This is a genomic window from Bdellovibrio sp. GT3 (assembly GCF_037996765.1).
GTDB lineage: Bacteria > Bdellovibrionota > Bdellovibrionia > Bdellovibrionales > Bdellovibrionaceae > Bdellovibrio.
In genome coordinates, this window is the sequence record NZ_JBBNAD010000004.1 from 663,395 (window position 1) to 676,884 (window position 13,490).

12 protein-coding genes are annotated in these 13,490 nt (G+C 47.8%); 9 read left to right on the plus strand and 3 right to left on the minus strand.

What is annotated here, in order from left to right; all coding sequences use genetic code 11:
* The first annotated feature begins 76 nt into the window (after nt 1-76).
* From uvrB to murJ, 3 genes are read left to right on the plus strand one after another with little or no spacing between them, the layout of a single operon-like run.
* Complete coding sequence (uvrB, locus tag AAAA73_RS04755; protein ID WP_340597033.1) at nt 77-2,155, plus strand: excinuclease ABC subunit UvrB; 2,079 nt, start codon at nt 77-79, stop codon at nt 2,153-2,155.
* On the plus strand, nt 2,142-4,031 hold the full coding sequence (gene uvrC, locus AAAA73_RS04760) for an excinuclease ABC subunit UvrC (RefSeq protein WP_340597034.1): 1,890 nt from the start codon (nt 2,142-2,144) through the stop codon (nt 4,029-4,031). The genes uvrB and uvrC overlap by 14 nt, the downstream gene beginning before the upstream one ends.
* Before the next feature lie 23 nt (nt 4,032-4,054).
* On the plus strand, nt 4,055-5,620 hold the full coding sequence (murJ, locus tag AAAA73_RS04765; RefSeq protein WP_340597035.1) for a murein biosynthesis integral membrane protein MurJ: 1,566 nt from the start codon (nt 4,055-4,057) through the stop codon (nt 5,618-5,620).
* On the opposite strand, the gene AAAA73_RS04770 is transcribed toward murJ, so the two are convergent.
* The gene (locus AAAA73_RS04770; RefSeq protein WP_340597036.1) at nt 5,617-6,036 is read right to left on the minus strand and encodes a hypothetical protein; all 420 of its coding nucleotides are present in this window, start codon (nt 6,034-6,036) and stop codon (nt 5,617-5,619) included. The two genes, murJ and AAAA73_RS04770, sit on opposite strands and share 4 nt — an antisense overlap.
* A gap of 74 nt (nt 6,037-6,110) precedes the next feature.
* Between AAAA73_RS04770 and AAAA73_RS04775 the strand changes: the two genes are divergently transcribed.
* Both AAAA73_RS04775 and AAAA73_RS04780 read left to right on the plus strand, forming a co-directional pair.
* Nucleotides 6,111-7,322, plus strand: coding sequence for an MFS transporter (locus AAAA73_RS04775; protein ID WP_340597037.1), 1,212 nt, complete (start codon nt 6,111-6,113; stop codon nt 7,320-7,322).
* A 77-nt stretch (nt 7,323-7,399) separates the two neighbouring features.
* On the plus strand, nt 7,400-8,143 hold the full coding sequence (locus tag AAAA73_RS04780; protein WP_340597038.1) for a DUF5602 domain-containing protein: 744 nt from the start codon (nt 7,400-7,402) through the stop codon (nt 8,141-8,143).
* A 1-nt stretch (nt 8,144) separates the two neighbouring features.
* Here the strand turns inward: AAAA73_RS04780 and AAAA73_RS04785 are convergent, their stop codons facing one another.
* Nucleotides 8,145-8,642, minus strand: coding sequence for a hypothetical protein (locus tag AAAA73_RS04785; protein ID WP_340597039.1), 498 nt, complete (start codon nt 8,640-8,642; stop codon nt 8,145-8,147).
* A 168-nt stretch (nt 8,643-8,810) separates the two neighbouring features.
* On the opposite strand from AAAA73_RS04785, the gene AAAA73_RS04790 reads away from it, so the two are divergent.
* From AAAA73_RS04790 to AAAA73_RS04805, 4 genes are all read left to right on the plus strand, one after another.
* Complete coding sequence (locus AAAA73_RS04790; RefSeq protein ID WP_340597040.1) at nt 8,811-9,320, plus strand: hypothetical protein; 510 nt, start codon at nt 8,811-8,813, stop codon at nt 9,318-9,320.
* On the plus strand, nt 9,317-10,606 hold the full coding sequence (locus tag AAAA73_RS04795) for an NfeD family protein (RefSeq protein WP_340597041.1): 1,290 nt from the start codon (nt 9,317-9,319) through the stop codon (nt 10,604-10,606). The genes AAAA73_RS04790 and AAAA73_RS04795 overlap by 4 nt, the downstream gene beginning before the upstream one ends.
* Nucleotides 10,607-11,356 (plus strand): slipin family protein, encoded by a 750-nt coding sequence (locus tag AAAA73_RS04800; RefSeq protein ID WP_340597042.1) that lies wholly within the window; start codon nt 10,607-10,609, stop codon nt 11,354-11,356.
* 101 nt (nt 11,357-11,457) lie between these two features.
* Nucleotides 11,458-12,639, plus strand: a complete 1,182-nt coding sequence (locus AAAA73_RS04805) for a SpoIID/LytB domain-containing protein (RefSeq protein ID WP_340597043.1) — start codon at nt 11,458-11,460, stop codon at nt 12,637-12,639.
* On the opposite strand, the gene AAAA73_RS04810 is transcribed toward AAAA73_RS04805, so the two are convergent.
* Complete coding sequence (locus tag AAAA73_RS04810) at nt 12,636-13,421, minus strand: substrate-binding periplasmic protein (RefSeq protein WP_340597044.1); 786 nt, start codon at nt 13,419-13,421, stop codon at nt 12,636-12,638. The genes AAAA73_RS04805 and AAAA73_RS04810 overlap by 4 nt on opposite strands.
* Nucleotides 13,422-13,490 lie beyond the last annotated feature (69 nt).

The following is a 13,490-nucleotide window of genomic DNA, read 5'->3' on the forward strand; positions in this document are numbered from 1 at the left end:
CAAGATGTCACTATGCAATGCGATTTCGTGGAAGCGGACTAGGAAATCGTGCACGGCTTGTGCTACGATCAGAGGGATGGCCAAAACCTATAAAAAGAACTTTCAACTGGTGTCTGAGTTTAAACCTTCTGGGGATCAACCCAAAGCTATTCAACAGATGGTGGAAAACATCGGCGCGGGACTAAAACAGCAAACCTTACTGGGAGTGACCGGCTCGGGCAAAACCTTCAGTATGGCGCACACTATTGCGCAAATGAATCAGCCGGCCTTGGTGCTGGCGCCAAATAAAACCCTGGCGGCGCAATTATACTCTGAATTCAAAGAGTTGTTTCCCAATAATGCAGTAGAGTACTTCGTCAGTTATTACGATTACTATCAACCCGAAGCCTACATCCCTTCGACGGACACGTATATTGAGAAGGACTCGGCAATCAATGAGCAAATTGATCGCATGCGCCACTCGGCGACACGTTCTTTATTTGATCGTCGCGATGTGATCATCGTGAGTTCTGTTTCCTGTATTTATGGTTTGGGTTCGCCGGAAGCCTACGAAGGCATGATGATTCAGATTGTCTCGAACACCGAGATGAAACGCGATCATCTTTTACGTGAACTAATACGTGTACAATATCAACGCAACAACGTGGATTTTTCCCGGGGAACGGTGCGCGTTCGTGGCGACAATGTCGAGATTTTCCCGCCCTACGAGGAAGACCGCGCGATTCGTGTCGAATTTTTCGGGGACTTCGTCGAGCGCTTGTCATGGATTGATCCTTTGACAGGACAGGTTCTGGAAGAGATCGACCAAATCGGTATCTATCCGGGTAGTCACTATGCCACGGGTGATGACAACTTAAAGCGGGCAATCAAAACCATTCAGGATGAACTGCGTGATCAGTTGCAGAATCTGAATCAGAATATGAAATTCCTCGAGGCGCAGCGACTGGAACAAAGAACCTATTACGACATCGAGATGATGGAACAAATGGGTTTTTGTCAGGGCATCGAGAACTACTCCCGCCACTTGACGGGGCGTGGTCCGGGCGAGCCACCTCCGACACTGCTGGAGTACTTTCCAAAGGACTTTATCACTTTCATCGACGAGTCCCACGTCACAGTACCGCAAATTGGTGGTATGTACCGCGGGGACCGCGCGCGTAAATCCACATTGGTGGAGCACGGCTTCCGTATGCCTTCGGCGTTGGATAACCGTCCGCTGAATTTCCAGGAATTTGAAAAGATGATGGACAAAGTCGTCTACGTTTCGGCAACTCCGGGAAATTATGAACTGGAAAAATCAGAAGGAATTATCGTCGAGCAGATCATTCGCCCTACAGGGTTGATTGATCCTGTGGTTGAGGTGCGCCCGGTAAAACACCAGGTTGATGATCTGTTAAAAGAAATTCGCGAGCGTATTAAAGTTAAGGAACGCGTGCTTATCACAACTTTGACCAAGCGTTCAGCCGAGGATTTGACCGAGTACTACGAAAATCTGGGAATCAAAATCAAATACCTGCACAGTGATATCGACACCATTGAACGTTCGGAAATCCTGCGCGATTTGCGTCTGGGTGTGTTCGATGTCCTGGTCGGGATCAATTTGTTAAGAGAAGGTTTGGATATTCCTGAAGTGAGTCTGGTGGGGATCACCGATGCCGACAAAGAGGGGTTCCTGCGTTCCGAGCGTTCGTTGATTCAAACTATCGGCCGTGCTGCTCGTAACCTCAATGGCCGGGTGATCTTGTACGGGGATACTATCACTGAGAGTATGCGCAAAGCCATTGGCGAGACCGACCGTCGTCGTCGCATTCAGCAGGAACACAATGAAGCCAACGGCATCACTCCGCAAAGCATCCGTAAGAAAATCCGCGATGGCCTTGGAGAAGCATTCGATGGTTCTGTGGGTGGATCTCCGCTGAAGGGCGAGGACCGTCAACAGGCGATCATGAACAAGTTTGCTCATGAGCCGAATAAGCTGACAGAGGAAATCGATAAGCTGCGCGAAAAGATGCGGGCTCTTTCCAAAAAGCTGGAGTTTGAAGAGGCGGCCAAGGTTCGCGATGAAATCAAACGTCTGCAGATTTTGGAACTGAACTTGCGCAGTGGGGAAGTGGAATCCGAAAGTGCCGAGGTGAATAAGAATGGCCTCAAGTAAGTTCGAGGAGATCCGCGAACGGGTGCGCGAATTCCCCACGCAAAGTGGCGTGTACCTGATGAAGGGACCCGGCGATAAGATCATTTATATCGGTAAAGCCAAAAGTCTGCGCAATCGTGTGCGCAGTTATTTTACGGATAGTAAGGATCACACGCCGAAAACTCGTCTGCTGGTTTCGAATATTCTGGAAGTAGAATACATTCTAACCAAGACCGAGGTTGAAGCGTTTCTACTGGAAGCTTCGTTAATTAAAAAACATCGTCCCAAATACAATATTCGTCTGCGGGATGATAAGGCCTATCCTTACATTCGCTTCAGTTGGTCCGAGGAATTTCCTAGATTGTATTTGGCTCGCAAAGTTAAAAAAGACGGCTCCCTGTATTTCGGTCCGTACACTTCGGGCCTGGCAGTCCAGGGAACCATTCGCTTTTTGAATCGCACTTTTAAAATTCGTGACTGTAACGATGCGATGTTTGCCACCCGCAAACGTCCTTGCATGACCTATCAGATCGGTCGTTGCACAGCGCCCTGTGTGGATTATATCTCTCAGGAAGAATATAAAAGTGAGGTTGAGGGTGCGAAACTTTTCCTTAAAGGCCAGAATAAGAAAGTCATCAAAACTCTGAAAGAGAAAATGATGGGTGCCGCCGAAGAGGAAAAATTCGAAGTGGCAGCGCGCTTGCGAGATTCCATTGATGCGATCAAAGCCATTTTGGAAAAACAGTCTGTCATTAATGACACTTCTGAAAAAGATCAGGATGCCGTGGGGTATTTTGGTGACGAACGCGGTTGTCTGATTGAAACCGTGCACGTTCGTGCCGGTCGGGTGATTGGCACACGCCCGCACTTCCTGCCGCATTTTGATCCGAACGATGCCGTCGAGGATCCACGTGAATGGATGGTGGATTTCCTGAATCAATATTACGAAGACAACTTTATCCCGGATGATGTTCTGTTGCCGTTGGATATCGGCAGTGATTTGAACAAGCTGATGGAAGATGTTTTGATGGAGCGATCGGGGTCTAAATCCTCAGTCCGTTTTGCGACCGATGAGCGCGGCCGGAATTTGGTCGATATGGCCAACGAAAATGCCAAGGCGCATTTCCTAAAGTACGTTTCCAAATCCGAAGAAAAGCTCCGTGGGCTTCAGGAAATCAAAGAGAAATTCAACCTTCCGGAAATGCCAAGACGTATCGAGTGTTATGATATTTCGACCTTCCAGGGGGCGGAAACAGTGGCCTCGCAGGTGGTGTTCGAAGAGGGCGTTCCGGCCAAGGATCATTATCGCCGATACAAAATCAGAACAGTTCAAGGGATCAATGACTTTGCCTCCATGTACGAGGTTCTAAGCCGTCGCTTTAAGCATACTGAATATGAAGACCCGCAATTGATCGTCATCGATGGCGGTAAAGGACAGCTCTCCCAGGCTATTAAGATTTTAACTGAAATCGGGCGTAATGATATACCTGTGGTGGGGCTTGCGAAGGCCCGCACCGAAAGTGATTTCCAAAAAGCAGAAGTTGAATCCACGGATGAGCGGTTCTTTTTGCCGGGGCGTCAAAACCCGGTGATTTTCAAAACCAATTCAGAGGCGCAGCACATTTTGGTGGGAATTCGTGATGAGGCCCATCGTTTTGCCATCACTTATCACCGTAAGCTCCGTGAAGGCACCTCCCTGGAGAGTGAACTTGATTACGTCGTGGGTCTTGGCGAAAAAAGAAAGAAAACTCTTTTGACTCAGTTTAACTCTATTGATGAAATCAGAATGGCTGACCCGAGTGAGATTGCCAAACTTAAAGGTTTCAACCGCGTACTGGCGGAGCGAATCGTTTTGCAATTGAATGAATCGGAAGAAGAAGAAGTCGAAGCTGAGTAATTTCGTCATCGAATAGAGAGCACATGAAGAATCACGCCATTTTAGTGGGAATTGGTATTTTTTTAAGCCGCATCGCAGGTTTGGTGCGGGAACGTGTTTTTGCCCACTATTTCGGAAATTCCGCAGCCGGGGATGCATTTAAGGCGGCCCTGAAAATTCCTAATTTCCTGCAAAATCTATTCGGTGAAGGCGTGCTGTCAGCAAGCTTTATTCCCGTTTATGCGCAACTCCTGGCAAAAAAGCATGATGAGGAAGCCGCGAAGGTCGCATCTGTCATTGGCAGCTTAATGTTCTTAATGACCTCCGTACTCGTTATCGCAGGGGTCTTTGCAACTCCGATGCTGATTGATCTGATTGCCCCGGGCTTTGAAGGTGAAAAACGGGAGCTGACCATTCAGATTGTGCAGATTCTTTTTCCGGGCACAGGCTTTCTGGTTATGTCTGCTTGGTGTCTGGGGATTTTGAATTCTCATAAAAAGTTTTTTCTTTCCTATGTGGCGCCGGTTATTTGGAATTTGACGATCATTGCGACACTGGTGATGTGGGGCTCGCAGCAGACGCAATTTGATTTGGCAGTCACTGTGGCCTGGGGCTTGGTTGCAGGTAGTTTCTTGCAGTTCTTCGTGCAGCTGCCTTCGGCATTGCGTTTGGGTAAAAAGATTTGGCCGTCGGTGGATATGAAAGTATCCAGTGTCAAAACAGTGCTTAAAAACTTTGTTCCGGTTGTAGTGTCTCGTGGGGTGGTGCAAGTCAGTGCCTATATCGACAGTATGTTGGCCAGCTTGTTGCCGACAGGGGCCGTGTCTTCACTGGCCTATGCGCAAACTCTGTACCTGCTGCCGGTCAGTTTGTTTGGAATGAGTGTTTCAGCGGCGGAACTCCCTTCAATGTCCCAGGCGGTGGGCAGTGACGAGGAAATTCGCAGGTATCTTCAAGGCCGTTTGAATCGGGGCTTGCAGCAAATTGCTTTCTTCGTGATTCCCAGTGTGGTGGCGTTTTTGTTATTGGGCGATCTGATTGTGGGGGCCGTATTCCAAACAGGGCAGTTTGATGCCAAGAATACTCACACGGTGTGGATGGTTTTGATTGGTGCGACCGTGGGTCTTTTGGCTTCAACTTTGGGTCGACTTTATTCTTCGGCGTTTTATTCTCTGAAAGACACACGCACACCACTGAAGTTTGCGATTTTGCGAGTGATTGCAACCACCGGGCTTGGGGTGTTGTTTGCGTTTTATCTGCCTAAATGGGTGGGTTTGACTGAAGAGTGGGGAACACCCGGCTTGACCGCTTCGGCCGGAATCGCTGGCTGGATCGAGTTTTATTTATTGCGCAGATCCTTGAATAAAAAAGTCGGCAGCACCGGCTTACCGGTTTTATTTCAATTCAAAGTCTGGGCGATTGCTCTGGTAAGTGCCGGTTTTGCGGCCGCAGTAGTGCGCTTGGCTGTGATGCCGGAAATTCATGTCATCATTCGTGCGGTGATCGCCGTCGCAATCTACGGCCTGCTGTATTTTGGATTGGGTTTTGCCTTCCAAGTCGAGCAGGCCCGTGGGTTTATTGATAAAGTACTGCGAAGATTGAAGCGCTAGTAGTAAGTGCCCCAGCCATAAAGATCCAGGTAAATGGTGCCAGAGCTTAGATAAAATCTAACCTGGCCGTTGTGATATCCCTCCCACATGGGACGGAATCCCACTTGCGTGAAGCAACTTTGACCAGGTCTAAGTTTGCCATAGCAGTTGGTGTTGTAGGTAAACGACTGACCCCATAACTGGACGTTGTTCACGCGAACATCGCAGTCGGCATTGTTGGTCAGCCGGAAGGTTGAGTACCGTGTGTAGTAGGTCGGCGTATTCGGGAAGGTGTAGCTGTAGTATTGGGACGATCCGCGATCGTTATCAATCACCAGTTCTGCTGTGACTGTGGGTTTTTCGACACTCGCGTAAGTTGAAACGGGAGCCGCGAGGAGTACAAGGGCACTTAAGGTCATAAGACATAATGCTTTCATGGGTCCTCCTTACGAATAGTTTTGTTGAAGAAGAAATTGGTCGCAAAGGATATTCGTAGTATGCTTTTTTCGTCATGAATGATTCATCACTGTGGTCGCCACTAAAAATTTCGGTTTATCGTAACTTTTGGATCTGTGCTTTTTTGTCAAATCTTGGAACTTGGATTCAGGATGTGGCAGCAAGCTGGGTGATGACACATCTATCGACTTCGCCCCTTATCATTTCACTTTTATCTTTCACCAGTAATTTACCAGTCGTGTTCTTAAGTATCGCCGCGGGATATTTTGCGGACCTGGGATTTCGTCGTCGGATTTTATTGATTTCTGAAAGCATGATGTTCGTCGCGGCGGCAGTGCTGGCGTACTTGGTCTGGTCTGAAAACATCACAGAGGGACTGTTGTTATTGTTGTCACTGGTCATGGGGATTGGGTTTGCTCTTTCAAATCCACCGTTTCAAAGTGTTCTGACTGATTTGGTACCCAGTGAAAAACAGGCGCAGGCCGTCTTGGTTTATTATATCGGTATCAACGTCACGCGGGTTCTGGGACCGACAATCGGTGGAGTTATTCTGGGTGGTGCCGGCCCGGCGATTGCGTTCCTGTTGAATAGTTTATCTTTTCTGGGGCTGATTTTATTTTTCTGGAAGTGGCCAGTGAAAGAGGCAGCCGTTCCCAAGGACGAGAAAAAAGAAGTTAAATTCAGCCAGGATGAATTCAATTTTCTGTTCTCGTTTCACAACATGAAGTTGTGGGTGGAAATTTTCATCGTTACATTTTTCGCCTCGAGTTTGTGGGCACTGTATCCGACCCGCGGGCGCGTGGAGTTGGGGTTGAACAGCTGGCAGTACGGTTCATTGCTAGGATTTTTAGGTCTAGGAGCTTGTTTTAGTTCAATTTACTCCAGCAAGATCATGCAGCCAGAGCGAACATCCCTGTCACTGGCGGGAGCTTACTTTGTCTATGCCGTCGGCTTGTTTTTCATTGGTGTGGCCCCTAGTTATATTTTCATGTGCCAAGGGATGTTCTTTGCGGGGATTGGCTGGCTGATTTTGGCGACATTGATGAACATGAGTTCCCGACAGTTGACGGGCAAATCTCATTTGAAAGCCACCATGCTGGGTGTGTTTCTGGCTGTGTTCTATGCGGGTATGGCACTGGGATCTGTCAGTTGGGGTGCGTTTGCGCGCATGGGAACTTCGACAGCTGCAATGACAACATCAGCGGCTGGACTTACGGTCATTGCTTTGTATAAGTTTTTAAGCTCCAAGAAAATCGTCGAGTCATAGCCTGCCAACTTGTAAGGTGTGAGCAGGTTGGTGTCGGGATAATATTTATTCAGTCTTCCTTATCCCGGAGGCACACGATGAAAATATTATTTTTCTTTTTTCTTCTTACTTCCATGGCCCATGCTGAAACAACGGAGCTGGGTCCCCCCGAGAATATTGGTTTGGGGCAGGCATCAAGTTTCGTAAAGAAAGATGATGCCCAAAACATAACCTCCTTGGGAATTGTCTTTTCTGGCAAAGTTTTGGAAGGACTTCCGGCAGATGTGAGCGGGCATGAGTATGAATACATTCTAAAGCTTCCCGCAGGAGTTACGATCCCTCCGTTCAATCACCTCACAATGAATTGGAATCCGCACGGTCACGACCCTGATGTTATTTATGGAGTTCCCCATTTTGATTTTCATTTTTACTTTATAAGCGAACATCAGCGTCACCAGATCAAGTGTGATGGATCAGACGATGCCGTCTGTATGAAGCAACCCATCGCTGAATATAAACCTGCCTACTACATTGCGGGACCCGGTGGCGTGCCGATGATGGGGTGGCATTGGGTGGATCTGCGCTCGCCGGAATTTAATGGTAAGCCTTTTACGGCGACCTATATTTATGGGTTTTATAATGGTGAGATGATTTTCCTGGAGCCGATGATCGCGCTATCGTATTTACAGACGAAACCGCAATTCGCGGCAGACATTCCACTTCCTCAGAAAGTGGCTTTTCCAGGAAAGTATCCGAACCGTTATTCTTTAAGTTATGATTCTGTTCAAGACACCTATTGGTTGTCTCTCGAAAACCTGACAGATATCACGGGGCTGAATTAACTTATAATCCTTTGGTGGTTGCGACTCTTAAGGCCGCTTCGCTGTTGGTGATTGTAGCCGGCACGCGGGTCTCTTTGCTCACAATACCAAAAGGAATATCACCCCACCAGTTTTCGATGATGGTGCCATCTTCATTGGTCGTGCTCAGTTTGCAGGTCTCGTATTTTCCCGGAGTCGTTTGCAAAGTCTCAATGGTGCCGCCGTTTTTTTGGCAGTTGGCCAGGGTCTCTTTATATTTTTCGGGTGTAAATAAATCTGCGGATTCGATGGTTTCTGAAAGTGACTCTGAGCCCAGCTTGGTGTGAACTTTAACTTTCCAAAGCTTGCTGCTGGAGTTGAAGCCAATGACCTCTTTGGTGATCTGAACTTCGGAGGTGTTTCCGGTGGCTGTTTTGATATTTCCTGACCACGTCACTTTGTCGCCGATGTTGGGGTAGGCCTGAACGATGGCGGAATAAAAAATCACAAATGTAAAAAGATATGCGGTACGTGTTGTCATAGGGACCTCCAAAGTGCCTTATTGGCAGGCTTTAATGAGGATGGCATAGGGACTTCGTCTTGGGGGACGAATTTCTTCCATGGGATGTTAGGAATCAAGGTGAACAAAGCAGTGCATTAAATCCGGTTTTAATGGTCTAGGAATTTCCCTCGAGGTAAGCTTCCGGCCATGAAGGACTATCTGAAATATTTAGACGAAGTTTTGGGCCTGCAAAAGGTCATGTTGGGCGACATGCCATCTGCTGCGGTCGTGAATGCCACAGAGACTAGAACACAATTCTTCACGCAAAAAGGTCCTTACTCCACTTCCGAGATGGTTCACCGGGAGTTGGTGTTTTTAAATATTCTGACTCAATCCAAAGAAAGTTTCTTCCTGAAAGAAACCCGCGATCTTTTTGATAAAATGAAAGTCGCGATGAAACTTAAAAATATTCAGGTGCTGGAGCTCGATTGCACGGTCGAGGATCGTTCGTTGTTGCCCTCAGAGCTTGCCAAGTTTTGCGAAAGCAAAGTGGTGGTCGTGTTCAGTTCCTTTCCTAAGGATCTGGGCGAGATGATCTACAAAGGCCCTGGTAAATGGATTGAAACCTACAGTCCGGCGTATTTGCTGGAGGACGCGGCGGCAAAAAAAGTCGTCTGGAATGATCTACAAAAAGTCATGAAGGAGTTAAGTCTGTGAACTCGCTCTTTGTCTCTGTACTTCTGTTAATGATGTTGGGGACAAGCGTGTCCCAGGCTGCGACCTGCACACTGGCTGTGACCGTTAATGATGCTATCACAGCATCAACCACTGATTATCTGGAAAGAGCTGAAAAGCGCGCCGTCGAAAATGGCTGCGAATCCATATTCGTCAGAGTGAATACGCCGGGTGGAAGTCTGCAAAGCACGCGAAGAATCGTGGAGCGCATGCTGGCCTCAAAAATTCCTTACCTGTGCCTGATCACTCCGCAAGGAGGACACGCCGGCAGTGCGGGCGCGATCATTCTGCAAGCCTGTCATGTCAATGGGGGAGTGAAGGCCACCAATGTCGGGGCGGCGACGCCGATTCTGGGTACTGGCGAAAAAATGCCGGACGATCTTCGTAACAAGATGATCAATGATACCGTCAGCTGGCTGGAAGGCGTTACCAAGCTTCGCTGTCGTGATTTAAAGTTTTCCAAAGAAATTGTCACAGATGCCAAGTCATACAGCTCCACTGAAGCGGTTGAAATGAAAGCCCTGGATATTTTGGGTGAGGATGAATCAGACTTTCTGCAAAAGTCCGAAGGACGAAAAGTCCTGATCGCGGGCAATGAAACTATCGCAGTCAAAGTTGGCGATCTGCGCGAGTTCTCTCCGGATACGCGCTATCGTATTTTAAGCTTCATCGCAGATCCGGAGTTTGCCTATTTGCTTTTCATGGGAAGTTTGGGGCTGTTGTATGTGGAACTGACACATCCGGGGCTGGTGGCACCAGGTGTGATCGGTGGCATTGGTCTGGTGTTTTCCCTGATCGCATTTCACAAATTGGAAGTCGTATGGGGCGGTCTTGCCTTGATCCTTCTGGGAATTGCCTTTTTGATCGCAGAAATATTCATTCCAAGCTTTGGGATATTGGGTATCGGTGGTCTAGTATCGCTGTTCGTTGGAAGTGTATTCCTGTTTGATAAAGCCACTGGATATTCATTGCCATACACAGTGATCCTGCCAGTGGTGCTGGCCATTGGGGCTGTGTTCTTTGGTATTGGATATTTGGCTTTAAAAACTTTGCGTCTGAAGTCCAAGGACTCGGATGCAGATTTGAAAGATTCTGTAGGCAAGGTGACCACGGTCGACGAGACAGGACACAAAGGACAGATCAGTATCATGGGGGAAACCTGGAATTTTGTTTCCGAGGATTCCCTGAAAGCTGGTGAGCGGGTCACGGTGACGGCTCGTCAGGGTTTAACTTTAAATGTAAAAAGATATAACAAGGAGCAAGTGTAAATGGAATTTATGATAATTATACTGGTGTTCGCAGGTATCATCCTGAGCGCCATGGTTAAAATTTTGAATGAGTGGGATCGTGGTGTGGTTCTGCGTCTGGGTAAAGCTGTCGGAGTGCGCGGACCTGGTTTGATTATTTTGATTCCCTTCATCGAGAAAATGATCAAAGTCGATACTCGTACAATTGCCATGGACGTAAAACCTCAAGACGTGATCACGAAAGACAACGTCTCCATGCAGGTGAACGCTGTGGTTTATTTCAAAGTGATCTCGCCAATGGAAGCGATCACTAAAATTGAAGACTTCTATTTTGCTACAAGTCAGTTGGCGCAAACCACTTTGCGTTCTGTGATGGGCCAATACCCATTGGATGACGTGCTTGAACACCGTGATAAGATCAACGGCGCACTTCAAGGCATTCTTGATAAGCATACTGAGTCGTGGGGAATCAAAGTAACGATGGTTGAAGTGAAGCAAATCGACCTTCCCAAAGAAATGCAACGTGCGATGGCGCGTGAGGCAGAGGCTGAGCGTGAACGCCGTGCGAAGGTTATTAGCGCCGACGGGGAGGTTCAGCGTTCTGAAAAGCTTGCGGCCGCTTCCCAAATGCTGGCAAGTTCCCCATCTGCTCTGCAGTTGGCGTATTTGCAGACTTTGACAGAGATTGCTGGCGATAAGACCAACACAATCATCTTCCCATTGCCGCTGGATATGGTTAGACCGTTCCTGAACGCCGCAAACGAAAACTAGACTTTCATCCTTCGGGGTTTGTTTGGTTTAATAGAAGAACTGCTGAAAGAGGCCCAAGGATTGGGGCCTCTTTTTTTTAATCTCTAGGACGGAGACAAGTTTTGAGAATTTTCTGGGCAATCACCTGCTTCATAGTTGCACTCACCTTGGCGATTTCCGATGTGCAGGCACAGACTCCCGCTAAAACAGCTCCGCAATTTGACAAAGAACTGGTTCGAGTTCGCATTTTAACAAACTCCAAAAAAGTTCAAGTCGCTGGTCAAAGTCTGCGTTTTCAGATTCTGTCACAACCGTATCGTCCTGTGGCGATCCCACAAAGTGGTGCAGCTGAAGTGCGCGTGATGCGAAAAAATGGCAAACACGTCTGGGCGTTGCGCCTGAACAATCGCGATAATGAGCATCTGTTTAAGGAAAAGTATCTGATGATCCAAGGCGAGAACCTGCGCGTCGGTGGTCAAAGCCTTCCATCCCGTGTGATGCTGGCTAAGGGTGCCGGCGATCAAGTGGATGTGGTAGGTGTGTTGCCATTGGATGAATATATCGCAGGTGTCCTGGCTTCAGAAATGCCGATCAGCTGGCCGTTGGAAACGTTGAAGGCTCAGGCCGTGGCCGCAAGATCATATGCACTGGCAGTGATGGCAGAGCGTGAAGACAAAGCCTATCACTTGGAAAGCTCCGTGTTGGATCAGGTGTTTCGTCATATTGCTGGGGACGATTCCGATCCCAAGCTAAAGAAAGCCCTTCAGGCTGTGCATGAAACTGCGGGAATCAAACTTATCGATCGCAGTCATAAAGTTTTAAAAGCCTACTATCACGCCGACTGCGGGGGACACACGACTCACGCAAAAAATGTGTGGAGTGGGGGCGTTAACAGCGGTGTTGCCGTTGATAATTCCTGCCCGACAAATCCCAAAGCCAACTGGACGGTGAAATTCACCCGTTCAGAGATTGCCGATAAATTGAAACTTCCATCCATTCAGGAAATCACGTTGGATCGCATGACTGGCGACACCCGTATTCGTGGCGTGCAGGTCGCAGTCAATGAAACAGATAGCAAATATATCTCAGCGAATGAATTTCGTCAGGCCCTGGGATTTACAGAGTTGCGAAGCACATTGTTTGACCTGAAAAAGAATCAGGATGAATTTGTGTTTACGGGGCGTGGGTTTGGTCATGGTGTCGGACTTTGTCAGTGGGGCAGCAGAGCCTTGGGACTTAAAGGGAAAAACTTTAATCAGATTTTAAAGCACTACTATCCAGCTGCGCAAATAGCTCAGAACTAATAATAGAAATCAAACGGAGGCAGTGAAGGCACTGCCTCGAATGCTTGTACCTTCGGTGTGAAAGAGAAAATCTGCACACGCTTTTGACCTTTGACGCCAACCCAGTTTTCCAGGATGTCGTTGTAGCCCCCAGAAGCCTTTAGCATGCCCAAACCCAATTCAAACTTTTTAACCAGTTCCTTGGTGTCCTTGTGGGACTTGGAAAAGTGAACATAAATGGGTTCTTCAGACATCTCCATGACGATTTGAAACTGGTTTTTGAATTCGGGAGTCGTCCTTAAATAGTAGTAGTAGACAAACTCATCCACCGCCGCGAACGAGACACGATTGGATTTAAGCATCATCAACGAGGTCTGATCACTGGAAGTGAAGACTTTATTGATATTCATGTTGTCGTCGAACTCTTTACCAAAAGGAAACTCCGCCGGCAGAGCCACGGATTGCCCTTCCAGATCTTTGATCTTTGAGGGTTTCTTTTTGGCGGTGATGGCGTTGGCGATGATCAGGCCTTTGCTTTTAAAGAGAGGCTCTTTGGGAAAAACAACGGAAAGATCCAGCTCCTTGGAGCGGGCGGAATTAAAACAGGCGACATATTTGCCGGTTTGAGTTTGCGCAATACAACGAGTGTAGGGGACTTGGACGAGTTCGACCTCTTCGCCAGCATTTTTAAATGCTTTCAGGACGATATCAACGGACATCCCTACGGGGCGATTGTCTTTTTTAAATGCAAATGGAGGCCAGGAGTCTTCGACAAGGATTTTAATCGGTTTAGATAGGGCCACAGTCGGCAGCACAAGGAGGAACGCGAGAGCGAATATATAGAAACAAACCGATTTCATGGCTGTGGTTTA